Raw genomic sequence first — 23,726 nt, 5'->3', positions numbered from 1 at the left:
CTGGCGACGGGCGCGATAAAACAGTCGCGAACAACTCCTGCGTGCTCTAGGTTTGTCCGTATGGCAGGTAGTCCTGGCTTGAACGGAGCGTGCGTGGCCCCCGCGTACTACGTGCGGCCCCGCGCGGCAGCCCGGCCTCTGCCCGCGCACTGCGCTGCTCCCGTTCCTCGATCGATCTGATCGATTTCTCCAGTTCTCACCGAACTGAGATGGGCTGCGCCCCATAGTGTTCCGGCACGGTCCGGGCGAATCAAACATTCCTGATTCGACCACTCCGTTCGGAGGACACCCATGTCCCGCAATCGTTCGCTGCCGCATGCCCGGATCCACTCCGGCAGCACCCGCAAGCAGCTGTCACAGAACTTCCTCACAGATACCGGTGTCGCGCGGAGGCTGGTGCGCGCCGCCGGTATCGGCGCCGATGACCTGGTCGTGGAGATCGGACCCGGCGACGGCATGCTCACCAGGCAACTCCTGAGCACCGCGCGCCACATCCTGGCCTACGAAAAGGACCGCCATTACGCCGAGAGACTGCGCACACGCTATGCGAACAACCGTCGAATTCGCGTGCACCACGCGGATATTCGCGATATCACTCCGCCCCGCGAACCATTCACGGTCGTCGCCAATATTCCGTTCGCCGCGAGCACCGACATCGTCCGCTGGTGTCTTGCCGCACCGCGGCTCAGCTCGGCGACATTACTGACCCAACGCGAGTTCGCCCGCAAATACGCCGGGGACTACGGCCGCTGGACCAAACTCACCATCACCCAATGGCCCACCGTGACAATGGAATTGGGCACCAGAGTCGAACGCCACCACTTCCGTCCGATACCACGGGTCGACGCCGCCGTCCTGCGGCTGCGCAGACGCGAACAACCACTGCTCGCACGAAAGGAACTCCGTGGCTACCACCAACTCGTGGAATTCGGCTTCTCCGGCCTCGGTGGCTCCCTCGCGGCCACACTGCGCCGGGTCCATTCGACCCACAAGGTCCGAGCGGCCTGCACCGTTGCCGGAATCGCCCTCGACGAACCCGTCGGCCTCGTCTCCCCGGACCGCTGGCTCACCCTCTACCAGGCATTGAGCTAGCAGATCAGTTGCCCAACTCGGCCGCCATCGGGGTATCGGCGGAGCTACGATGCGCAGATGGCGCACCCCGCTCCGCCGGTTCCGGGGGCGACGGTCGGTCCGGACCGCTCGCCGGGCGGTCCGCGCGGCACCGGGGTCGCCGAGGTCGTCGAGCGATTCGCGGAAGCCTGGCGGGCGGCCGATACGCCCCCGGATCTGCCCGCCTACCTACCGGACTCCCCCGCCATCCGCCGGGTGTCGCTGATCGAGCTGATCAAGGTCGATCTGGCGAACCGGTGGATGCGTGGCACGGAGCCGAAGCGTCTCGCCGAATATGTCGAGGACCTGCCGGAATTGCGCACCTGGCCGCTGCCGCCCGATCTCATCTACGAAGAGTTCCACGTCCGCAGGCGCGCGGGCAGTTCAGTGGATGTCGAGGAATACACCGCGGCCTATCCCGAACAGGCCGAGCAACTCTCGGAGATGCTGGCCACCGACGACTACCACAGCACTCTGCTGGCCGTCTACGCCGATCCGGTGAACCTCGACGAGATCGATGTCGGCCAGAAGATCGACGACTTCGACCTGATGACCGGGCTGGGTCGTGGGGCGTTCGCGCCGGTGTTCCTGGCCAGACAGCGCTCCATGCAGCGGCTCGTCGCGGTGAAGATCTCCCAGGACAAGAGCGCCGAACCACAGACCCTGGCCCAGCTCGACCACGACTACATTGTGCGGGTCTTCGACCAGCGGGTCCTGGAGAGTCGCGGCCTGCGCCTGCTGTACATGCAGTACGTGCCGGGCGGGACACTGTTCACCGTGCTCGAGCGGGTGCGCAACACACCGGCGGCCGAACGCTCGGGCGCACGGCTGGTCGATGTCATCGACTCCGTACTCGCCGACAAGGGCGAGATCCGCCCCAGCGAATCCCCCGTGCGCGCCGAACTGGCCGAACTGTCCTGGCCGGAGACCATTGCCTGGCTCGGGCGCAGACTGGCCCAGGCACTGGACTACGCCGGACGGTCCGGAGTGCTGCACCGCGATATCAAACCGGCCAATGTGCTGCTGACCGCCGAGGGCATCCCGAAACTCGCCGATTTCAATATCAGCTTCAGCGGTAATGTCTCCGGTGACAGCCCCGTCGCCTACTTCGGCGGCTCGCTGGCCTACATGTCGCCGGAGCAGCTGGCCGCCGTGCACCCGGACAAACCGACGACAGCCGCCGACCTCGATACCCGCAGCGACCTCTACGCGCTGGCCGTCATGTTGTGGGAATTGCTCACCGGCCGTAAGCCTTTCGATGACGATAAGGTGACCGGCGGCGATCGCACCGCACTCGATGGCATGTTGGACCGCCGCTCGCGCAGTCCGCAATCGCTGCCCTATCAGGATCTTCCGGCCGATTGGCCGGCGGCGCTGCGCCGCGCATTAGTCCGCGCCCTCGACCCGGATCCGGATAAGCGGTGGGCGCGCGGCGCGGATATGGCCCAGCAATTCGATGTCTGCCTGGATGCGCGCGCCCGCGATCTGGTCGACCCGCCGCCGCATAGCTGGCAGTTGCGCGCACGGGTGCTCATGCACCCCATCATGGCGCTGGCCATCGGCGTTCCGAATGCGCTGGCAATCCTGTACAGCTACAACCACAATCGCACGCTCATCATCGCCAAACTGGACGAGCAGGCGCAGCTCCGCTTCGACCAGATCGCCGTCGCCGCCTACGGCATCTGCTTCCTGATCGGGGTCATCGTCACCAATGTGCTGCTGGTCGATCTGTGGTCCATTTCGCGCGGACTACGCAAGGGCAAGTCCTACGACGCGCCGACTCTGACGCGCGCCCGCAGCGAGGCCCTGCAACTCGGTCGCCGAAATGTGTTGACCTGCTTCGCATTATGGGTATTGGCCGGAGTTGTCGTCCCGGTATCGGTTCGGGTCTCCGGCAATCACCTCACCACCGAGGCCTATGTGCACTTCTTCATCACCCAGATCGTTTGCGGCGCGATCGCCATGGCCTACCCGTATTTTCTGGTCAGTTTTTATGCGGTGCGCAGCATCTACCCGATGTTCCTGCCGCACGGCGGACTCGGCGCGGCCGACGGTGTCCAATTGCGCCGGCTCGACCGCAGCTGCACCTACTTCCTCGCCATCGCCGCCGCCGTACCGCTGCTCGGCGTCGCGGGCGCGACATTCATTCCCGCCGAGGATATTCCGGCGGTCATCGTGCCGCTGCGTGTGCTGTGTGTGGGCAGCGCGTTGGCCTTCATCGCTATCTACTGGTTGTTCCGGATGCTCGAACAGGACCTCGCCGCTCTGGAACGTATTGTCGCCCGGTGATCAGCCCGGCTGGATGAGCATGCGCTCGAGGATCTTGCCGGTGGCATTGCGCGGTAGCGCGTCCAGGAAGGTGACCGGACGCAGATTATGGTCCAGCATCGCGAGTTCGGTGCCGAGCGGCTGCGACGGCGCGGTCGGGCCGGTAGGGTCGCAGCGCTGCATCATCTGCTCGAGCGTCCGATCTGATGACCGACGGTGGAATCCTCGCCGTTGACGATGACCGAGGTCGGCGCGCCCGGGATGGCCTCGGTGACCCGATCCAACCCGCACGCGTCCAGTCCATCACCGCGGCATTGTCGTATTCGGCGATCGCGGCGTGGAGCCGGCCCGTTGGTGACAGTTGGGTCAAGAGCTCGGCGCTTGACGGAAGATTGCCCGACGGCGCGTTACCAGTGATCCAGGCCTCGCAGACCAGGTGGCACTGCACAATGGGATCTAGAGGTGCTTCGTGCACTGTCATTGCGCGAGGACTGGGGAACCGGGAGCGAATATGACCGCCAGAGCAGATCTCGAACAGGAACTGGGCGGCCCCGTAGCGGCCCTCGATCAACTCTCCGAGGCGGAATCCGCCGAATTGCTGACCCTGTTCCGCGACGCGCGCAGGGCCGAGACGGCCGGACTCACCGAGGCCGTCGACGGACTGGTCGGTGCACTGCCCTGGCCGCTGAGCACCGCGGCGAAGAAGGTCATGTTCGGGAATCGGCTCGGATGAGTACAGCGTCGCGCAGCGATTCGATGGGGGGTGGTGGTCGGGAGTCGGGTGGGCCGGACCTGGTGACCAGGGCTCAGCTGGTTCTGCTGGCCCGCACACTGCATGTCCCCGCCGAACGCCTGGCCCACTTGGAGAAACTTGGCGCCGAGCAACTGCACGAACTGCAACAACGCATGGCGCGCGCCCTTTTCGACGACCACTCCGCGACCTTCGGTCGGCTCAGCAAGCTGGTGCCGATAATTCCGCTGAACATTTCGATACCGGTGGTGCAGCGAGTCGTGCCGCCGGTGATGGGCGGGCGCGCCGCGGGTGCGGTCGGCATCGAACATCCCAAGAAGGCCGCGGAAGCCCTCGGGATGCTGGATCCGAAATATGCCGCCGATTGCGCGCCGTATATCGACCCGCGCACCGTGGGCCGACTCGCTGCGGTCGCGCCGCCGGAACCGGTCGTGCGGGTGGCCAACGAGCTGTTGCGCCGCAAGGACTATGTCACCGCCGGTCCGTTCCTCGGCTTCGCAACGACGCAACTAGTCCGTGCCATCGAGGCAGGCGTGCCTGACGACGAGGGCCTGATCCTCTCGGCCGCCTACGCCTACTCCGGCTCGAATATCAGCGCGATCGTGCGCCAACTGCTATCCGGGCCGCTGGATCGGATACCGCATATCCTCGACACCGTCCTCGCCGGTTCCACCGAGCTGCGCCTGGCGGCGGTATCGGTCTTCGCCCGCTGCGACGAGGACGTGATCGAAGCGCTCGGCGACATCCTGCTCGATATCGGCCCGCCCGAAGCCATTACCGAACTCGCCGCCACCTTCATCGAGCACGGCGCGATCAACGACATGCTCCATTTCACCGCATACCTGAGCCCATCGGCGCTGGACACCTTGGCGGCCAATCCGATCACGGTGGATCCAGCTGCGATGGCGGCGCTGGTCGGCGCGCTCGCGGGGCAGAGCGATCCGATACTGTGGCGCGGCCTGCTCGACCTGGTCGAGCGCACCGATGCCGAGATCCAACGCCGAATCGGTACCCAACTACTCGAATTGCCCGAATCAACCGTGACCGCGATACCCGGCATCGCGACCAAGGGCCGGTTGTGGTCGACACTGCTGCGAGTCCTCGCCGTGGCCGATACCGACACCCAGGTCCGTCTCGGCGAGCTCTGGGCCAAGCTGTCCGCCGACGACCGCACGGACATCCAGGGGCGCGCCCGCGATCTCGGGCTCGCTACGCGCCTGGCGACACTCACCGTCACGCTGGACATCTACGGCTGACACCCAGTGCATATTCGCACACTGCGCAACCGAATGTTCACGCGCGCAGCCGGTCTCGGGTGAGGCGACCCGAGACCGGCTGCGTCGCAGGCGGATTACACCGGCGTGAAGTCCCGGCTCGCGATATACGTCGGTCGCGGGGCCGGGGCGGCGAACGGCTCCACCAGCGTGTTCTCCACGCTGTTGAACACCAGGAAGATATTCGACCGCGGGAACGGCGTGATGTTGTTCGACGAACCGTGCATGATATTCGAATCGAACAGCAGGGCCGATCCGGCGCTGCCGGTGAACTGCGTGATGCCGTACTGGTTCGCCAGCGCATTGATATCCGCGTGCGTCGGTACGCCGATCTCCTGCTCCTGCAACGACTCCCGATAATGCTCGGCCGGAGTGCTGCCGGTGCACGGAACGAAGGTGCGGTGCGAGCCGGGCATCACCATCAGGCTGCCGTTGATCGGATAGTTGTTGGTCAGTGCGATGGACAGGCTGACCGCACGCGGTGCGGGCATGCCGTCCTCGGCATGCCAGGTCTCGAAATCCGAATGCCAGTAGAAGCCGGTGCCGCGGAAGCCGGGCATGTAGTTCACTCGGCTTTGATGGATGTAGACGTCCGAGCCGAGCACCTGCCTAGCCAATCCGGCCACCCGGGATTCGCGCACCAGATCGGCGATAGCGCCGCTGAGCCGGTGCACCTCGAAGACCGAACGCACCCGGTTCGAGGACTTCTCCACGATCACCCGGTCATCGCCCTGCAGCGCCGGATCACCAGCGAGACGGTCGATTTCGGCACTGAACTCCGCGACCTCGGCGGGTGTCAACAGCTCTTCGACGATCCCGAAACCATTGGCATCGAAGGAGGCCAGCTCCTCGGAATCGACCGCGCCCCACACCGTGGGATCGGTCCGCTCCCGGTGCTCGCCGGCCGTGACGAGCCGAGTCGGGTAGCGATCGTCGGTCTGCACCAACGTCATTGCGCCTCCTATCCGCTTACTTGGGCCGCGACGAGCGGGTAGACGCCGTCACTGTCGTGGACCTCCTGCCCGGTGACCGGCGGGTTGAACACGCACATCATCCGCATATCGGTACGTACCTCCAAGCGGTGGCGCTCGTGTCCGTCGAGCAGGTACATCGAGCCCGGCGCCAATTCGTAGCTGACGCCGTGGTCCAGATCTGTCAGCGTCCCCTCACCTTCGATGAGCCACACCGCCTCCACGTGGTAGCGGTAGTGGAACTCGTGCACGGTCCCGGCCTCGATGCTGGTCTCATGGAAGGAGAATCCGACGCCGTCGCCGCCGAGCACGATGCGCTTACTGCGCCAGCCCTGCCCCGCGACATCGCGTTCGGTGCCGGTGATCTCCGCGGTGCTGCGCACGATCATCTCAACGCTCCTGTCCGCAAACGGTGCCGATCGCGCCGGTCAGCACCCGTAGACCATGCTCGACCTCCTCGTCGGTGACCGTCAATGGCGGCAGCAACTTCACCACTTCGTCCAGCGAACCGGAGGTCTCCACCAGGAGCCCACGCTCGAAGGCAATCTGGCAGACCTTGCCGGCCTGGGAGGGATCGTCGAAGACCACACCGTGCACCAGTCCACGACCTCGCGTCGAAATGCCCGGGAAGTACTCGGCCGCCTGGGTCAGGGCCGCACCGATCCGCTGGCCCTTGGCCTCGGTCGAGGCCTGCAGAGTGCCGTCGGACCAGAAGTGCTCTAGCGCGGCCTGTGCGGTGATGAAGGCCGGGTTGTTACCGCGGAAGGTGCCGTTGTGCTCACCCGGCGCCCAGACGTCGAGCTCAGGTTTGAACAGCACCAGCGCCAGCGGCAAACCGTAGCCGCCGATGGATTTCGAGAGCGTCACGATATCGGGGGTGATACCGGCGATCTCGAAGGAGAAGAACGGCCCGGTCCGGCCGCAGCCCATCTGCACATCGTCGACGATCAGCAGAATGCCACGCGCGGTGCACAATTCGGACAGATGCCGCAGCCACTCCGGCCGCGCGACATTCACGCCACCCTCACCCTGCACCGTCTCCACGATCACCGCCGCAGGCCGGTCGAAACCGGAAGAGGTGTCGTCGAGCACCCGCTCCATCCATTGGAAGTCAGCAGTCGTGTTGTCGAAATAGCCGTCATAGGGCATATGCGCGGCATGCACCAGCGGCACACCGGCGCCGGCCCGCTTGGCGGCATTGCCGGTCACCGACAGCGCACCCAGCGACATGCCGTGGAAGGCGTTGGTGAAGCTGATGATCGTCTCGCGTCCGGTGACCTTGCGGGCCAACTTCAGCGCGGCTTCGACGGCATTCGCGCCGGTCGGGCCGGGGAACTGGACCTTGTATTCCAGTCCGCGCGGCGCGAACACGGTGTCGCGCAAGGTTTCCAGCAGTCGGCGCTTGGCCACGGTCGACATATCCAGACCATGGGTGATGCCGTCACCGGCGATGTAGTCCAGCAGCGGCTGCTTGAGCACCGGATTGTTGTGGCCGTAGTTCAACGCCCCTGCTCCGGCGAAGAAGTCGAGGTATTCCTTCCCATCCTCGGCGCGCAACCAACTCCCGGACGCGGTGGTGAACACCGTCGGCCAGGCGCGGCAATAGCCACGGACATTGGACTCGAGCTCCTCGAAAATGGTCGTCTCGGCGGTAATCAACGTCGATCCTCCTGCTTTCGGGCGGTGGGGGTGATCAGATAGAGGTCTTCGGCAGCGTGGCTGTCCGGGAACAGTTCGGAATCGAACAAGGGGTGTTTGGTCAGTTCGGCCGACCGGCGACGCGCCACCGAGGCGAACATCGCGATCGAGGCCGGATTGTCCGGTGCGATCGTGGTCTCCAATGCCGAAACACCGGCGCCGGCTACGGTGTCGAGCAACGTGTCCAGCAGCGCCGCGCCGAGGCCGCGCCCCCGCTGTTCGTGCTCGACCGCGACCTGCCACACGAATACCGTCTCCGGCGCCTGCGGACGCAGGTAGCCGATCACGAATCCGACGACTCGGCCACCGACTTCGGCAACCACCGAGGTGCTCGCGAAATCACGACACCACAGCAGGTAGGCGTAGCTCGAATTGGTGTCGAGGACCTGCGAATCCTTGGCGATACGCCAGATCTGGGCCGCGTCACCGACTCTCGGCGGGCGCAGCACCGGCTGCGTGTGCGGTCCGGAAATCGGTACGGCCGAAGGGTATTCGGTGACCGACGGTTCGATCGTCTTGGTGGACAAGGTGTGCAGTGACATACGTCTCCCTGGTCGGGTCTGCAGTACTTATCCAGGCTTACGAAGCAACTTTGAGGTGAACCTGTCGAACTCTTTGCGGTTGTATTACGAAAAGATCACAACCGCAGGCAGCGTCATACTTCGGTGCCACTGCGGTGTCGGTCACAGGCTCAGCGCTGCAGATCGAGTCGGTAGCCAAGACCGCGCACGGTGACCACGATGCGCGGCTCGGAGGCGTCGAGCTCGATTTTGGTGCGCAGGCGGCGCATATGGACATCGACGATCCGCTCATCGCCGAAAAAGCCGTCGTCCCATACTCTTTCGAGCAGGACGGTGCGACTGAGCACCCGTCCCGGCGATTCCGCGAGTTCGCAGAGCAATTTGAACTCGGTGATGGTGAGCCGGATTTCGTCTTCGCCGCGGCGTACCGCGCCCCCGTCGCGATCCAGCACCAGCGGTCCGTCGGGGTGCGCGTCGAGTACGGCCTCACGCGGCGCTTCGCGCTCCATGGTCAGGCGTGCGCGACGGCGCAGCGCCCGCATCCGCGCGGAGATCTCCTTGATCTCGAACGGCTTGGTGACATAGTCGTCGGCCCCCGCCTCCAGCGCGGCCACCACATCATGGGTGTCATCGCGAGAGCTGACCACGATGATCGGCACGTCGTGCTCGCGGCGGATCTCCCTGATGCAGTCGAAGCCGTCCATATCGCCGAGCATCAGCTCGACGATCATCACATCGGGAGCGCCATTGCTGCGCAGATACGTCAGCGCGTCCTCGGCCTCATGTGCCTCGGCAACGTCGTAACCCTCGTCCTCCATGGCCGTGCGCAGTGCGCCACGTACCACTTCGTCGTCGTCAACGATCATCAGGTTTGCGGTCAAGCCCTCATCCCTTGCAACCACGCGGACGCGACGCGACGCGGAGACTCGCGTACCCAGAACCGACGCGAAAGTCCGCACTTCGAGCACCTTTGCCAACTGGTTGGATACCCCGACCGACCAATTGGTAAACGGCAGGTCACGGGCAGTCGGTTAGCGTCCGGCTACTCCACCCTGTGCATGAAGACCCGATTTGTGCAAATTGCACGTGACATGCGACACATTTCGGCCAGTGTCACCACTCGTCCCGATGAGACTGTTCCAGCCGGTTGAAGTTGCTCGGTCCGCCATCGGCCCTGCGCTCCTGATAGCGGAACATCAGCCGACGCGCGTCGAAAGTGGCAAACCACTCGTCCCAGCCCACCGCGCGCAGCACAGCGCCGCCGTAACCGGGGAAATCGAAGCGCAGGACGCCGAGGCGACCGTCGTATTCACTGCCGGGCATGGTGGCCGGGCGCGCGCCGCGCTGCTCGGCCCACCGCCGGATCACTTCATGATTGCGGGTGACGAGGAAGCGGCCGGGCTGCTGCGGGCCCTCGCCGCGAACGACTGATTCCGGCGGTTTCTTCAGCGACCTCGAAGCCCCCGGTCCGGCGTACGGATCTCGGGTGGCCGGTCGTCGCTGATCGTTCATGACGACCTCCTTGCGCGTCGGCATCAATAGTCCGGTTCCTCTTCGCGTACCCGCGTGCAACACCGGACAAACAGTGGATCCGATCACTACGAAACGCATTGCGCGACAATGTATTCCCCCCGGTGGATCAGTCGCGTAGCGCGGCGTCGCGCAACTGGCCGAGCGTTCTGGACAGTATGCGGGAGACATGCATCTGCGAAACCCCGAGCTGTTCGGCGATCTGGGACTGGGTCATGGACTCGAAAAAACGCATGACCAGCACCTCGCGTTCCCGGTCGGGCAGCTCCTCGATCAGCGGCCGGACCGCCAGATAGTCCTCCACATACTGGTAGCTGGGCTCATCTTCACCGAGACTGTCCAGTAGCGGTTGCGGCGCGTTCTCGATGTCGTCGCCGGCCACCGCGTCGATCGAACTCGACTGATAGGCATTGCCCGCGATGAGCGCCTGGGTGACCTCGACCAGATCAACATCCAGCTCCGCGGCGATCTCGCGCGCCTTCGGCAACCGGCCCAGCCGCTGCGATAGCGCCTCGATGGTCGGACCGATGCTGAGCTGGATCTCCTTGGTGCGCCGGGGCACCCGCACCGCCCACGTGTTGTCCCGGAAATGCCTGCGCACTTCGCCCATGATCGTCGGCACCGCGAACGACAGGAACGAGGAACCGCGCGACACATCGAAGCGGTCGACGGCCTGCACCAGACCCAATCGGGCCACCTGTAGCAGATCGTCGAAGTTCTCGCCACGCCCGGAGAATTTGCGCGCAATATGTTCGGCCAGCGGCAGGCACCGGCCGATCAGCTCCTCGCGCAACAGTTCTCGACGGTGATCGGCCGGGTCGATGGCGGCGATTTTTTCGAAGAGCGGCTCGATATTGTCGTAACTGTCGCGGTGCGCTCTCGAATCAGCCGCCATCACCACTCCGCGCCCAGCTGAAGTCGACAACGGTCGGATATCCGGAGACCACGCTGTCGAACGGCTCCTGCGCCGCCGAGATCGACTGCGTCAGCGTGCGGACGATATGCCAGCCGAATCCGGCCTGGCCAACCACTTTCTCCGACACCGCGACCGCGGCCACGCGCACGAACATCTCGTGATCGTTGTAGGTGAAATCACATTCCAAGGTAGAGCCCGGTGTCGCTTCCAGAATCAACGAGGTGGCCACCTCGTCGAGCGCGAGCCGGATATCGACCACTTCATCGATCGCGAAATCCGCGATGAGCGCGACGGTTTCGGCGAGCGCGCGCAGCATCGTCAGCTGCTCCAACTCGGCGGGGATACGAACCCCGATCGTCGTCGTCTTCTCCGCCGCGGACTGGGAACTCCACTCCCCCATGCCCATCACCACCTCTTTTCCTCCGAGCCGACCGGAACGTGCCTTCGAGTCGGGGGCCATTCGCGACTTACCCGGCCGGCCACCATCGAAACATCGCAACCGGTGTGGATTCGACTCAGTCGGCCTCGATCCGTTCATGCGCAGTCAACAGCAGATGGTCGAACTGTGTGCGCATTTCGGCCATCGAATCGGTCAGCGCGCCGAGATCGGCGATCAACCGGGCGGCCAGTGCCCGCAGTTTGATATTGGTCTCCTGCGATCGCCAGCTCAGCACCCGGAACGCTTGTTCGGCATTGATGCCGTAGACCAGCATCAACGCGCCCTTCGCCTGCTCGATCACCGCGCGCGCCGCATACAGTTCGGGCAGCGCGTCGTCCAGGGTCTCCTGCTGGCGCTCCTCGAGCGCGTCGGTGACATCGATGTAGTACCCCGACGTCCCGATCACCGTTTCCGACTCGTCGAGCATCTGATCGGCCACGACGATCACATGGTGCACACGACCGGTCGTATCGATGATCCGATGCCGGCTGGAGAACGGCTGCGCGTTTTCGATGGAGTTGGCCAGGGTGTCGGCGACCTGCGCACGATCCTCGGGGTGCTTATGCGATAACAACAGTTCGTTGGTCGGCGTCACGGTCCCGGGCTCGTATCCATGCAACATCGCGACCTCGTCGGACCACTCCCACCGCTGATCGGCAAACCAGAAGTTGAACGTGCCGACGTTCTGCGCCTTACCCATGCCGATGACCCGACCCAACACCTGTGCCTGCTCGGGTGAAACCGATCCACTCTCCGTCACAGCGCAAGTATGGGGCGCGATCATGCTCGGTGCCGGGATATCGGCCCGACCAGGGACTTAAGGCCTCATTATGTGTCGAGCGCGGCCCGCATGGTCGGGAAATCACAGCACACGGCGCGTACCCCGGTAATGGCGAGCACCCGCTCGATCTCCCGGCGCCCCGCGACGATGCGCACGTCGGGGCCGCCGTGCGCGGCCCGCTGGGTGATCGCTCCGATGGTGGCCGCCACCCGAATACTCAGGAATTTGGTGGCGCGCAGATCGAGGACAACCGCATGGCACCGGGTCGTGACGGCGCGTTCGAGCATCGCGCGGAACTCCGGGAGTGCGGCCGCATCGAGTTCGCCTTCGGCACGCACCACCACACACTGCTTACGGCGATCGACGCGTTGCGCCCAGAACCGGTTGCGTGGTCGTTCACCGGCCGGGTGCTGCCCGTTTGAACGGTGCTGAAGAACAGCAGACATGTAAACCTCCCAGAGGGGATTCCGGTCCTGCACGGCAGGATCGGATCGGCGGGAGGGCGGCGATATCGGCGGTAGGTAGGACGCACTGGTTGTCGCCACGCTGGGTCAGGTGTCGCTACGCGCTCCCGTCGGCCGAGTCCTGCGTAGTCTGTCGCCACGTCGGACCCAGGGTCGGCTGTAGTTCTCAACCTCGTCCTAGTCTGGCACGTCGGCTCGGTCCGATTCAACTATCGGAACCATCACGGCCGTCGCGCCAGCGCCACGGCGCCACCACCCAGGCCGCCGCGAACAACAGCGCGACCACCACACCCGCCACCGCACCGGCGATGGTCCCGGCGACGGTAGCCATCACCAGAGTGGTAGCACCGGTCAGGGCGAGGCCGAGCAGCAAGATCCCTGCCATCGCGCAGCGATGGGCGGCGGCCACGACACTGCCCAACCGATGGCGCCGGAACAGGATCCGATGCCACGACACCGGCGCGACCAGGAACACTGTCGCACCCATCGCCGCGGAGACGGTACCCAGATACAGCAGGCGCATCAGCTGCGACAAGGTGGTGAATCCGGCCTGGAACGGGAGGATCAGCAGCGCGCTGATCAAGAACTGCACACCGGTCTGCACGACGCGCAGTTCCTGCACCAGATTGGACCAATTGCGGTCCAGCCGTTGGGTTTCGGTCTCGTGCCTGGCGTTGCGATCCCATTCCTGATCATCGATGGTCACGGCTGGGTCATCGCCTTTCGATGTTGCCGCCATGGCTGCTCCTGGGTTCGCGCTCCGTATTGGCGGCGTACCCGCGCCAGGCCCGCATACACCCCGCGATCGTTGATCGGAGCGCCGCTGATTCGGTGTTCGACGCGCGGGTATGCGGATGACGACGCCGATGCGATCGGCGGCATCGTTTCGAGGAGGAGCGATCCAATCATGAGAAACACCGGAACCTGCCGAGGTCGCATCGCCGCGGTGGGCGCCGCGGCCGCGCTGGTGGTCTTGGCGAGCGGCTGCGAGGCGGCCGAGAAGGCGGTGAACAAGGGCGGTGACACGCCCTGTAGCGAATTCGTCGCGCAGGACAAGGATAAACAGCGCGTCACGGTGACCAAATTCCTCGAGCAGGAACGTAACGGCAATGCACCGGCGACCAATGATCAGACCATCGACGCCTCGATCGGCGCAATCGAATTGATGTGCCGGGCACAGGCCAATCCGGACACCCCTATCCGCAAAGCCGACCTGACCGGCATCCTGGTGCCGAAGTAATCCAGGTGCCGAAAGTGATGGGTTGCCGGGCATATTGCCCGGCAACCCATCACTTGTCATATGCAGCGATTATCGATAATCACTGCCCCTGCTGGTAAGCGCGCTGGCGCTGTTCGTCGAGCTTGGCTTCGGCACGCTCCTTCTCGGCGGCCGCCTCCTTGCTGGCTGCTGCACGCTGTGATTCCGCCTTATCCTGCTGGGCCTTGCCTTCGTCCCGCAGGTTGTCGTTTCCGAAGACTGCGCCGGCGGCCTCCTTGATCTTGCCCTTGGCATCCTCGACGACGCCTTCGACACCTTCGCGGGGACCACTCTTGTGCTCGGACACGATATCTACCTCCGAATTATCGGTTTTTCAGGTGGACATTCGCCGCATACCCGGGATCTGCCCGATGAATCCGAACTCCGCGTTTTCATCGTGGATTCCGGAAATTCTTGCCGCATATCGGGATGTTTCGGCGGTGTGGCAGCGGTTATCGCCGGAGCATGAGGTCCCTGTGGTTGAACGATGCCGAGGTGCCGGCGCGACTGCGGCTCACGCCGGGTCTGCGCTTCGACACCGTTGTAATCGGCGCTGGGCTCACCGGCCTGGTGACCGCCCTGCTGCTGGCCGAGAGCGGGGGCGACGTGGCGGTGCTGGAGAGTAAGCGAGTCGGGGCGGGCACCACCGGTGCCAGTACCGCGAAGGTCAGTCTGCTGCAGGGGATTCGAGCGCAGCGGATCCGCGGTCGCCACGGCGATCGGGCGGTGACCGACTATGTCGAGGCCAATCGCGAAGGGCAGCAGTGGCTATTGCACTACTGCGCGGAGCATTCGGTGCCCGTCCAGCGCGTCCCAGCACTCACCTACGCTCAGTCCAAGGCCGAAATGTCCGCTGTGCGAACGGAATACGAGGCGACTCGGGCCGCCGGGCTGGCCACGACGCTCGTCGAGGAGCTGGATGTGCCGTTCCCGGCGCACGGTGCGGTCCGGCTCGATGACCAGGCACAACTCGACCCGATGACACTGCTTGCCAGTTTGGCCGCCGATATCGAATCGCGCGGCGCGCCCATCTTCGAATCCACCCGAGCCAAGGGCGTGCACAGCGGCGAGCACGACGGGTTGATCATCGAAACCGAGCACGGTGATCTGGTCGCGCGCACGATCATCCTGGCCACCGGCACACCGATACTCGATCGCGGCGGCTTCTTCGCCCGGCTCACCGCCGAGCGCTCCTATCTGAGCGCCTTCCGGGTCGCCGAGCCGATCCCGCACGAAATGTTCATCAGCGCGGGCGAGCCCACGCGCTCGCTGCGGTATACGCCGGGACCCGATGGCACGGACCTGCTGCTGGTCGGCGGTAACGGCCACGTGGTCGGGCGCACGAATGCGGCCAGCCGCCGGGTCGATGAGTTGACCGCTTGGACACAGCGGTATTTCCCCACCGCCGAACCGCTGCAGAGCTGGTCCGCGCAGGATTACCACCCCGTCGACGAACTGCCCTACGTCGGTCCGCTGCTGCCCGGGCAGAATCACATCCTGCTGGCCACCGGCTACGCCAAATGGGGCTTGACCAACGGCATCGCCGCGGCCTTGGCGCTCGTCGGCCGGGTCAATGGGAAACCACCGCGGTGGGCCGATACCTTCGCCAGCTGGCGGCCGAGCGAGCTGAAGTCGATACCTGCCGCCGTATTCGCCAATAGCTCTGTGGCCCAACAACTTTCCTTCGGCTGGCTGCGCATGCTCGGCACCGGCCTCGGTGCAGCGCCTGCCGAGGGCAGCGGCCGCGTCGAACGCCACGGGCTGCGACCGACCGCCGTATGCACCGTCGACGGCGCCACCACCGAGGTATCCGCGGTCTGCCCGCATCTGGGCGGCATCGTGTGCTGGAACGATGCGGAGCAATCGTGGGATTGCCCGCTGCACGGCTCCCGGTTCGCCGCCGACGGCACGCTGCTCGAGGGTCCGGCAACCGATTCGCTGACACCGATCTCCGGTCCGTTCCCCGGTCCCGTATCGCCGCACTGACCGCGTCTCACAGAGCACCATCGAGGCCGACGCCACGGCATCTCGAGCGCCGGCTAGGAATTTGATCATCGGCGGAGCACAATATTTGCAGGGATAAATGTCCCAGCGTGACCGTTCGTGTTCGACAAATCACTTCGCCCACCGATCGAGCGGCGAAAACTGACGACATGCACCGAAACGGCGAGCGCCCGAAAGGGCTCAGTGTCTCCGCGCTGGCGGCGGTAGCGAACCCGTCGTACTCGCGAATCGACACATGGAATCTGCTCGACGACGCGTGCCGTCGGCTCGCCGATGTCAACCGTGCCGGGCTGGACACCACCCACGAAGCCGCCCGGGTGCGGCGCCTGCTCGATCGGCTCGGCGCCTACGAGCGGTACTGGCTGTACCCAGGCGCGGCGAGACTGGCGGTATTTCGCGGATATCTCGCCGATCTTGCAACGGTGCGGCTCACCGAGGAGGTGTCACTGGCCGTTCGCCTGCTCTCCGAGTACGGCGACGGTACAGCTGTGTTCGACACGTCCGCGCCGATGGCCGATCAGGAACTCGTGGCGCGGGCCAAACAGCAGCAGTTCTTCACCGTCCTACTCGGCGACGATTCTCCGCCCGAGGCTCCCGAAAGCCTCGCGGAGAGCCTGCGCGCGCTGCGCGATCCGTCGGACAATGTGCAGTTCGAGCTGCTTGTCGTGTCGAGCATCGAGGACGCCATCACCGCCGTCGCGTTGAACGGCGAGATTCAGGCTGCGGTCATCCGGCATGACCTGCCGCTTCGTTCACACGACCGGGTGCCGTTGATGACCACATTGCTCGGCGTCAACGACGACGTGGTCGTGACCGACCGCACGCAGAACTGGGTCGAATGTGGCGAGTGGATCAGGCAGCTGCGGCCTCATATCGATCTGTACCTACTCACCGACGAATCGATCGCCGCGGAGACCGAAGACGAGCCGAACGTCTACGACCGCACGTTCTATCGGCTCAACGATGTCACCGACCTGTACAGCACGGTGCTCGCCGGCTTCCGGAGCCGGTTCGCCACACCGTTTTTCGACGCCCTGCGCGCCTATGCGGCCGCGCCGGTCGGCCAATTCCACGCCCTTCCCGTCGCGCGCGGCGCCAGCATTTTCAACTCCAAATCGCTGCACGACATGGGCGAATTCTACGGCCGCAACATTTTCATGGCCGAGACGTCCTCCACCTCCGGCGGACTGGACTCACTGCTGGACCCACACGGCACGATCAGGGCGGCGATGGACAAAGCCGCGAAGACATGGTGTGCCGATCAGACGTACTTCGTCACCAACGGAACATCCACCGCGAACAAGATTGTTGTGCAGGCCCTGACCCGGCCGGGCGACATCGTTCTGATCGACCGCAATTGCCATAAGTCGCACCACTATGGCCTGGTGCTCGCCGGGGCGTACCCGATGTACCTGGACGCCTACCCGCTCGAGCCGTTCGCGATCTATGGTGCCGTGTCCCTGCACACGATCAAGAAGGCCCTGCTGGACCTCGAAGCGGCCGGACAACTGGACCGCGTGCGCATGCTGCTGCTCACCAACTGCACTTTCGACGGCATCGTCTACAACCCCCGGCGCGTAATGGAGGAGGTCCTGGCGATCAAGCCGGACATCTGCTTCCTGTGGGACGAGGCGTGGTACGCGTTCGCCACCGCGGTGCCGTGGGCCCGGCAGCGGACCGCGATGGTCGCCGCCCAGCAGCTCGAAGCGATGTTGTCCTCGCCCGGGTACGCCGAGAAGTACCGCGTGTGGCGTGCGTCGATGCAGGGAGTCGACCGCGCCGAGTGGGGCAACCAGCGGCTACTTCCCGACCCCGAGCGCGCGCGGGTACGCGTGTATGCGACGCATTCCACTCACAAGTCGTTGTCGGCGCTTCGGCAGGCGTCGATGATCCATATCCGCGACGAGGATTTCAAAGCTCTCACCCGCGAAGCGTTCGGTGAGGCGTTTTTGACCCACACCTCGACGTCGCCGAACCAGCAACTCCTGGCGTCCTTGGACTTGGCGCGTCGGCAGGTCGACATCGAGGGCTTCCAGCTGGTCCGGCACGTCTACGACATGGCACTGGTCTTCCGTCACCGCGTCCGCAAGGACCGGCTGATCGGCAAGTGGTTCCGCATCCTCGACGAGGACGACCTGGTGCCCGAGGAGTTCCGGCTCTCCGAAGTCAGCTCGTACCGACAAGTCAGACAGGGTGGCTTGGCGGAGTGGAACGAGGCGTGGCGGGCCGATCAGTTCGTGCTCGACCCGACTCGGGTCACCCTGTTCATCGGCAAGACCGGCATGAACGGATTCGAGTTCCGCGAGAAGGTCCTGATGGACCGGTTCGGTATCCAGATCAATAAGACCTCGATCAACAGTGTGCTGTTGATCTTCACGATCGGCGTCACCTGGTCGAGCGTGCACTACCTGCTCGACGTGCTGCGTCGGGTGGCTACCGATTTCGAGCGCAGCCGGCGCGCGGCCGGTAAGGCCGATCGCGCCCTGCAACAGCGCCGGGTCGACGAGATGACGAAGGATCTGCCGGCGCTGCCCGACTTCAGCGAGTTCGACAGCGTGTTTCGTCCCGACGGCGCCCGCTCGTTCGGCGATATGCGATCGGCCTTCTACGCCGGGTATGAGGAGTCCGACCGCGAACACATCCTGCTCGGCGACGCCGGGCGACGGATCGCCAAGGGGAAGAACCTGGTGTCCACCACCTTCGTCGTCCCCTACCCGCCCGGCTTCCCGGTGCTGGTACCGGGTCAGGTGATCTCGACCGAGATCCTGTATTTCCTGGCCGATCTCGACGTCAAGGAAATTCACGGATACAACCCCGACCTCGGGTTGTCGGTCTTCACCGAGGCCGCGCTCGCACGGCTGGCCGCAACTCGGCACGCAATTGCCACGGCGTCCGGCGATGCGCCGCAGGCAGCGACGGCGCTGGAGTCAGCTCGCGCGTTGGATCGGATGCAGTCGCGATAGCGCCCTCGGCGCGCGAGCTGAGCTGGTCACCGTGGATGGCGAGAATCCGGCGAAGATCGCATCACCAGCTGTCGTCGTCGCGGAGACGTTTCAGGGCCAGGTCGATCCAGGTTTCGAAGTAATTGGTGAGATCACCGGTGGTGGCGGGCCGGACGGTGATGTGTTCGCGGGTTTGCTGCTGGACGTAACGGCCATCGCCTTCGGTATCGAACCATCCGAGGGCGTACCAGGGGGCCGGGCGGCTGTGCAGGTATCCGGCGAGCAGGCCCGCGACGCCCGCGCCGGAGCGGTGCTGAGTGAGACGATCGAAACGTTCCAGCGGACTATTGCGGCCGTGGCCGTTGTTGCTGGAACGCAGGTCCTCGACATGGAAGGTATCCGGTTTGGCGCTGCCCGGAGGAACCGAGGGCAGAATGGCGGCCAAGCGTGCCGCTAGTTGTTCGGTGCGGAACAGCCGACAGCGGATTGGGCTGTCGACACCGCCCGCGGCGGTCTGGGTCAGCATCACCGCGTGATATGGAGTCCGGGCGCCGAGGACGCGGTATTCGCGGGGTTCGCCCTTACCGAGAACCGTTGATTCACCGGCGATTTCGATGCGCAGCTCGGAGGTGGTGAGGGTGTGCAGGGCGAGGTTGATCTGCTCGGTTTCCTCGACACCGTAGCGGGTGCGCACGGCGGCCCGATGCGCGGCGACCTCGTCGTTGGTGGCCAAACGGCTGACATAGCGCAGCGGATGCGGGAACCGGTCGTTCGCGTCGCTGTACCAGAGCGCCGCGAAATCGTCCGGTTCCCAACTCCATTCGGCCATCGTGCTCATCCAATCAACATCATGCGGCGGACTCGGCGCCCCCCGGGTACGACGTACGTACCTCGGGACAGGCAGCGAGCCAACGAAATTCAGGTAAGAAACGTTTCGGACCAGCGGCTGGGGATCAGCCCGGTGTCGATCCGGGTTCGGCGTGGTCACCGCCGATCACGCCGCCGGGAACAGTTTTCGGGTCGGGCCCGAGCAACTCTTCGGTGTTCTCCATGTTCCGAAGCCATTCGGGGAGCTGATGAGACTCGTCGTCGCCCTTGGATTGGCCACGGCCACCGCCCATTCCACCCATGCCCGACATGCCCGAGGTGCCGGTGCTGGTGGTCGCCGCACGTGCCGCGTTGGCTGTCGTACCGGTGGCGGTCGGTGTACCGGGCACGCTGCTGCCGGGCTTGCCCGAGGTCGTGCCGGAGGTGCCACCCAGCCCGCTGCCCGTGCTGCCCGTGCCGCCCGGATAGCTGCTGGGCGTCGTCGAAGTGCCCGTCGTGGGGGTCACCGAACTCGGTTGGGTAGCCGAGGTGCTCGACGGGGTCTGCGACGAGGAATCGGTACTCGTGGGAGTGGTCGACGATGGATCCTGCGAACTGTTCGTCGTCGGCTCAGTGGCGGGCTGCGAATTTTCGTTCTGGTCGCCTTTGCCCTCGTTGCCGGTCCCGGACGTCGGGTTACCGCCGCCGTTTCCAGATGTCCCCGGGGTGTAGCCGTCGTTCTTGGTTTCGGGTGCCTTGTACAACGGATCGGTCGGACTGTTCGGAACCGGGAGCACCGGAATCTGCTTATCCGCCGAAACAAATGTATCGACGTAATGATTGCGCATGGCTTCCCGTGCGGCGCTCTCGCAATCGTTGCGCACCGCAGCGGAATTGGGGCCGTGGTAGATACCCAGGTTCCAGCTCTTCGGGTTGTACCACGATCCCCCGTCCGGCGGCTTATCCACGGCATTCTGAGTATCGTTGACGCCCTTGGCCGCTGCCGACACCCGGTCGGCGAGGTTCTGCAGCGGTGTCGTCAGGTCCAATGCGGCCTTGGCGTATTTGCTGATCGCGTCCCGCGAACTATTCGCGGCAGTACCGTCCCAGGCTGCCGAGCTCGAATGATTGATCCGGTTGGCGAACAGTTCCGCAGCCGAAGCCCACCCCGTTGCGATCTGCACGTACTCACTGGAGCCATTGTTCGCCTCGGTTGTATTGAGCGGAGTGAACGCGTTGTAGATCTTCCAATGATTCCAGCTGTCGACATGTTCACCGCCATCGGAAATCTTCGACGGCTCATTCGAATCGCTCATTTCGAGGCACCGACGGCCGGGGGCGTTGTCACGCCCAGTTGGGTCGGGGTGCCGATCTGGCTGGGCTCCACATTCGCCGTCAACTCGTTGTAGCGAGCGGCGAATTCTTGATCCTGCTCGATGTATTTCTGGGCGATTGTGCGGTGCAGGGTTTGGATATCGTCGACGATCTCGTAGTGCTGCTGAAGGATGTCGAAGACGTTGTTGGCCGAGTCTGTGGCTGGATTGACGATCTTTGCCTTGCCGCGGAAGCGAGCCACCAGCGTGGCAGCTGAAGTCATGCCATCCGTCGTCTCCCCGAGACCCCAGTGCTTTCGGTCCGAGATCGCTACCGCGATCTGTTGAAGGTCCCGGATCTCTTTCTTGAAGGCTTTGCAGTCGCGTTCGATGTAGACGAACTCGTCAGCGTTGACCCGCACTTCGTTGCTGAAACTGACGGTCAGCTTGCCGTCCTGAGCGTCCTTGATCGCGCTGGCCAGCGGACCCGCTGATGACGGTGTCGCCGTATCGCTACTCATAGTTGGTATTCCTCCCCAGGACTCCGGCCGAGATCAACCGGAGGTCGACTCAAGTTTAGAGGGTGGCAGGTATCGCTGGAACGATCCCCTTCGCGAGACGCTTAGCGATGTCACAAGAGTGCTGGGACGCGGTCAGTTTGGCCGAAGGCGGGTTGCTGATGCTGACCTCGAGGCTGCCGCCCTTCATCTCGACGCTCAAGATGCAGTGCTCTTTCAGATCGTTCTGCTCGCTCGGGCTATAGGTAAGTGCCGCCCGTCCGTCCACGTTGAACTCCTCGGCGACCGTAAAGTCCTTGTTGGCTCGCACCATCGCCAAGGTGATGTTGGTGGTGTCGATCGAGCCGAAGTAGCCGTCACCACTAGCCTCAACCCAGCGGCAGCCGCGCCATTTGATATCGCCGGGCCTATCTGTGTTGTCAGCCCCTTTTTTCTCCAGCTTCTCCGACTGAATGAGAGCCTGCGGGAGGTCCTTACACGCGTCGAACCCCGCTGGCACATCCGCTGCGATGGTCGACGTCGCTGACGCACTGTTCGCGCTGCCCTTCGACTCCTCACCGGAGTTGCACGCCGAAACCAGCACGACCACCCCCGCACCGAGAACCACACCCCGGACCACACCACTCCAGCTGGCCATCTCGTCCTCTCGCACCGGTACCATCCCAGACCTGGGGCCGGACCGGCTTCCCCGCCCCCGCAAGCTCGTCTAGACCGTACCGGCCGGGTCACCAGCACGCAAAGCGTTCATCATGGTTGCCATCTCGGAGGAACGCTGAGTCGGAAGAACCCCAGATGCCGAAAGCATCTGCAGTTCCTACGAATTCACCTGCACACGCCGCTCAGGAAAGCTCGAACTCCCCGCCCTGCACACCTGCCGTGAACGCATCCCACTCGGCGGGACCGAATACAAGAGCTGGGCCCGTGGGGTTCTTCGAGTCTCGCACTCCGACCATGCCGCCGACGAGGTGTGCGATTTCCACGCATGTGTCCTGGCTGGCTGACCTGCTGCTCTTGAACCATGCTGCGCCGGACAGGTCGATGCTCACGCTTGGTACTCCCTTGCAACCTTCAGTAGCAGTTTCCTGCTTTCGTCTTCGTCCAACGCTACCTGCTGGATCTGAGCGATTGCAGTGCGATACTGCGTGATTTCCGCTTCTTGATCCAAGTAGAGGGCCCCTGTATAGCCCTGCACATACACCACTGGAGGCTCGGTCAGCCGAGATGTTGGATGCACGGGAAATTCCATCAACACAAACGATCCCGTGATCAATCCCCGGTGGCTTCCGACCTGCTGAGGGATCACCCGGATCGACACGTTCGGCGAGAGGCCGACGTCCGCAAGATGCCGGAGTTGTTCCGCCATCACGGCTGGACCGCCCACCTGATGGTGCAGCACCGACTCACTGAGGAGCACCCGGAACTCGAATTCGCTTGCGCTGTCACGCAACCTCGACTGCCGTCGACTGTGTACCTCGATCAACGTCTCCAGTGCCGCCGTAGCATGGCTGGGGAACTCGATCCAGGCGAGCGCGCGCCGGTAATCCGGTGTCTGCAGCAGGCCGGGGACAAGAGTGAGCTGGAACGTCGTCAACCGCTTCGCGGCCTCCTCCAACCCGATGAACAGGTCGAAGTGAGCCGGAACTGCATCGCCGTAGCTGTGCCACCAGCCCGGCTTCTTCGTCTCCGCGACGAGGGCGGCCAGCGCCGCACTCTCTTCCTCAGTCGCGCCGTACATCTTGCACAGAACGCCGATGTACAGCTCCTTCAGCTTCGGCCCGCGTTGGCCCGACTCCATCCGCCATAGCGTCTGGGGCGATACCTCGATGGCCCTGGCCGCTGCGGTAGGCGATACACCAGACTCCTCTCGGAGCCTCTTCAACTGGCGGCCCAACATCCGACGCGGTACAGCCGAACCGGTCATTACGTAGCCTCACTAGTCGTTGGCGTCGTTTTTGGAATGATCACGAACGGCAATCTGGAAGTGCGGGAATAAATTCGGCGAATCGCAGATAGAAATCTTCCAAAGTGCGCCCTATCAGCGTACTACTGAAATCGCCCCAGCAGCCGGGAAGCGCCCACCGCCGCACCAAATCCCTATGCCGCACAGGCGGTTTCGGCCTCCGCTGCCGGGCATTCCAGACACCCACACCCACGTTCGGAG

The 23,726-nt window shown here is 64.3% G+C and carries 26 protein-coding genes; 7 read left to right on the top strand and 19 right to left on the bottom strand.

The window, feature by feature from the left end:
* Positions 1-291: 291 nt before the first annotated feature.
* Together erm and ON44_RS15880 are read left to right on the top strand one after the other, a co-directional pair.
* Positions 292-1,092, top strand: a complete 801-nt coding sequence (gene erm, locus ON44_RS15885; protein WP_051182073.1) for a 23S ribosomal RNA methyltransferase Erm — start codon at positions 292-294, stop codon at positions 1,090-1,092.
* A 57-nt stretch (positions 1,093-1,149) separates the two neighbouring features.
* On the top strand, positions 1,150-3,399 hold the full coding sequence (locus ON44_RS15880; protein ID WP_040690655.1) for a serine/threonine-protein kinase: 2,250 nt from the start codon (positions 1,150-1,152) through the stop codon (positions 3,397-3,399).
* Here ON44_RS15880 and ON44_RS50230 read toward each other — a convergent pair whose 3' ends face one another.
* Positions 3,400-3,564 (bottom strand): hypothetical protein, encoded by a 165-nt coding sequence (locus ON44_RS50230; RefSeq protein ID WP_157187170.1) that lies wholly within the window; start codon positions 3,562-3,564, stop codon positions 3,400-3,402.
* Positions 3,565-3,889: 325 nt separating this feature from the next.
* Between ON44_RS50230 and ON44_RS15875 the strand changes: the two genes are divergently transcribed.
* Together ON44_RS15875 and ON44_RS15870 are read left to right on the top strand one after the other, a co-directional pair.
* Positions 3,890-4,111, top strand: coding sequence for a hypothetical protein (locus tag ON44_RS15875; RefSeq protein ID WP_040690653.1), 222 nt, complete (start codon positions 3,890-3,892; stop codon positions 4,109-4,111).
* Positions 4,108-5,385 carry a hypothetical protein gene (locus ON44_RS15870; RefSeq protein ID WP_157187169.1) on the top strand — a complete coding sequence of 426 codons (1,278 nt, stop codon included), beginning with the start codon at positions 4,108-4,110 and terminating at the stop codon, positions 5,383-5,385. Before ON44_RS15875 ends, ON44_RS15870 begins: the two co-directional genes overlap by 4 nt.
* A gap of 95 nt (positions 5,386-5,480) precedes the next feature.
* On the opposite strand, the gene thpD is transcribed toward ON44_RS15870, so the two are convergent.
* The 11 genes from thpD to ON44_RS15815 form a co-directional block, all read right to left on the bottom strand.
* The gene (thpD, locus tag ON44_RS15865; protein WP_040690650.1) at positions 5,481-6,356 is read right to left on the bottom strand and encodes an ectoine hydroxylase; all 876 of its coding nucleotides are present in this window, start codon (positions 6,354-6,356) and stop codon (positions 5,481-5,483) included.
* An 8-nt stretch (positions 6,357-6,364) separates the two neighbouring features.
* On the bottom strand, positions 6,365-6,763 hold the full coding sequence (locus ON44_RS15860; RefSeq protein ID WP_040690649.1) for an ectoine synthase: 399 nt from the start codon (positions 6,761-6,763) through the stop codon (positions 6,365-6,367).
* A gap of 1 nt (position 6,764) precedes the next feature.
* Positions 6,765-8,033: a diaminobutyrate--2-oxoglutarate transaminase gene (ectB, locus tag ON44_RS15855; RefSeq protein ID WP_040690647.1), complete on the bottom strand. Its 1,269-nt coding sequence runs from the start codon at positions 8,031-8,033 to the stop codon at positions 6,765-6,767.
* Positions 8,030-8,614 (bottom strand): diaminobutyrate acetyltransferase, encoded by a 585-nt coding sequence (gene ectA / locus ON44_RS15850; RefSeq protein WP_083897905.1) that lies wholly within the window; start codon positions 8,612-8,614, stop codon positions 8,030-8,032. The genes ectB and ectA overlap by 4 nt, the downstream gene beginning before the upstream one ends.
* A 149-nt stretch (positions 8,615-8,763) precedes the next feature.
* Positions 8,764-9,474: a response regulator gene (locus tag ON44_RS15845; RefSeq protein ID WP_040690646.1), complete on the bottom strand. Its 711-nt coding sequence runs from the start codon at positions 9,472-9,474 to the stop codon at positions 8,764-8,766.
* Positions 9,475-9,706: 232 nt separating this feature from the next.
* On the bottom strand, positions 9,707-10,105 hold the full coding sequence (locus ON44_RS15840) for a hypothetical protein (RefSeq protein WP_245567179.1): 399 nt from the start codon (positions 10,103-10,105) through the stop codon (positions 9,707-9,709).
* Positions 10,106-10,232: 127 nt separating this feature from the next.
* Positions 10,233-11,018, bottom strand: a complete 786-nt coding sequence (locus ON44_RS15835; protein ID WP_040690645.1) for an RNA polymerase sigma factor SigF — start codon at positions 11,016-11,018, stop codon at positions 10,233-10,235.
* Positions 11,008-11,499 (bottom strand): ATP-binding protein, encoded by a 492-nt coding sequence (locus tag ON44_RS15830; protein WP_245567178.1) that lies wholly within the window; start codon positions 11,497-11,499, stop codon positions 11,008-11,010. Before ON44_RS15830 ends, ON44_RS15835 begins: the two co-directional genes overlap by 11 nt.
* 55 nt (positions 11,500-11,554) lie before the next feature.
* Complete coding sequence (locus ON44_RS15825; protein ID WP_063721573.1) at positions 11,555-12,178, bottom strand: PAS and ANTAR domain-containing protein; 624 nt, start codon at positions 12,176-12,178, stop codon at positions 11,555-11,557.
* A 128-nt stretch (positions 12,179-12,306) separates the two neighbouring features.
* On the bottom strand, positions 12,307-12,705 hold the full coding sequence (locus ON44_RS15820; RefSeq protein ID WP_040690776.1) for an STAS domain-containing protein: 399 nt from the start codon (positions 12,703-12,705) through the stop codon (positions 12,307-12,309).
* Between the two features lie 223 nt (positions 12,706-12,928).
* On the bottom strand, positions 12,929-13,462 hold the full coding sequence (locus ON44_RS15815; RefSeq protein WP_051182070.1) for a DUF6328 family protein: 534 nt from the start codon (positions 13,460-13,462) through the stop codon (positions 12,929-12,931).
* Between the two features lie 168 nt (positions 13,463-13,630).
* On the opposite strand from ON44_RS15815, the gene ON44_RS15805 reads away from it, so the two are divergent.
* Positions 13,631-13,963: a hypothetical protein gene (locus ON44_RS15805; protein WP_051182082.1), complete on the top strand. Its 333-nt coding sequence runs from the start codon at positions 13,631-13,633 to the stop codon at positions 13,961-13,963.
* A 79-nt stretch (positions 13,964-14,042) separates the two neighbouring features.
* On the opposite strand, the gene mbp1 is transcribed toward ON44_RS15805, so the two are convergent.
* Positions 14,043-14,288, bottom strand: coding sequence for a microaggregate-binding protein 1 (gene mbp1, locus ON44_RS15800; RefSeq protein WP_040690641.1), 246 nt, complete (start codon positions 14,286-14,288; stop codon positions 14,043-14,045).
* 158 nt (positions 14,289-14,446) lie between these two features.
* Between mbp1 and ON44_RS15795 the strand changes: the two genes are divergently transcribed.
* Both ON44_RS15795 and ON44_RS15790 read left to right on the top strand, forming a co-directional pair.
* Positions 14,447-15,967 carry an FAD-dependent oxidoreductase gene (locus ON44_RS15795; RefSeq protein ID WP_051182069.1) on the top strand — a complete coding sequence of 507 codons (1,521 nt, stop codon included), beginning with the start codon at positions 14,447-14,449 and terminating at the stop codon, positions 15,965-15,967.
* A 167-nt stretch (positions 15,968-16,134) separates the two neighbouring features.
* Positions 16,135-18,948, top strand: a complete 2,814-nt coding sequence (locus tag ON44_RS15790; RefSeq protein WP_051182068.1) for an aminotransferase class I/II-fold pyridoxal phosphate-dependent enzyme — start codon at positions 16,135-16,137, stop codon at positions 18,946-18,948.
* A gap of 61 nt (positions 18,949-19,009) precedes the next feature.
* Here the strand turns inward: ON44_RS15790 and ON44_RS15785 are convergent, their stop codons facing one another.
* The 6 genes from ON44_RS15785 to ON44_RS15760 form a co-directional block, all read right to left on the bottom strand.
* The gene (locus ON44_RS15785; RefSeq protein ID WP_306306487.1) at positions 19,010-19,765 is read right to left on the bottom strand and encodes an ESX secretion-associated protein EspG; all 756 of its coding nucleotides are present in this window, start codon (positions 19,763-19,765) and stop codon (positions 19,010-19,012) included.
* A gap of 115 nt (positions 19,766-19,880) precedes the next feature.
* Positions 19,881-21,050, bottom strand: coding sequence for a hypothetical protein (locus ON44_RS15780; RefSeq protein WP_040690640.1), 1,170 nt, complete (start codon positions 21,048-21,050; stop codon positions 19,881-19,883).
* The gene (locus ON44_RS15775) at positions 21,047-21,568 is read right to left on the bottom strand and encodes a hypothetical protein (protein WP_051182067.1); all 522 of its coding nucleotides are present in this window, start codon (positions 21,566-21,568) and stop codon (positions 21,047-21,049) included. The genes ON44_RS15780 and ON44_RS15775 overlap by 4 nt, the downstream gene beginning before the upstream one ends.
* Positions 21,569-21,623: 55 nt before the next feature.
* Positions 21,624-22,226, bottom strand: a complete 603-nt coding sequence (locus ON44_RS15770) for a DUF3558 domain-containing protein (protein WP_051182066.1) — start codon at positions 22,224-22,226, stop codon at positions 21,624-21,626.
* A 178-nt stretch (positions 22,227-22,404) separates the two neighbouring features.
* Positions 22,405-22,611 (bottom strand): DUF397 domain-containing protein, encoded by a 207-nt coding sequence (locus tag ON44_RS15765; protein WP_040690637.1) that lies wholly within the window; start codon positions 22,609-22,611, stop codon positions 22,405-22,407.
* Positions 22,608-23,459: a helix-turn-helix domain-containing protein gene (locus ON44_RS15760; protein WP_083897904.1), complete on the bottom strand. Its 852-nt coding sequence runs from the start codon at positions 23,457-23,459 to the stop codon at positions 22,608-22,610. Before ON44_RS15760 ends, ON44_RS15765 begins: the two co-directional genes overlap by 4 nt.
* Positions 23,460-23,726: the final 267 nt, after the last annotated feature.

The organism is Nocardia vinacea NBRC 16497, assembly GCF_000308835.1.
Lineage (GTDB): Bacteria > Actinomycetota > Actinomycetes > Mycobacteriales > Mycobacteriaceae > Nocardia > Nocardia vinacea.
The sequence above is the reverse complement of the archived record's forward strand: the minus strand, read 5'-3'. Positions and strand labels throughout refer to the sequence as shown.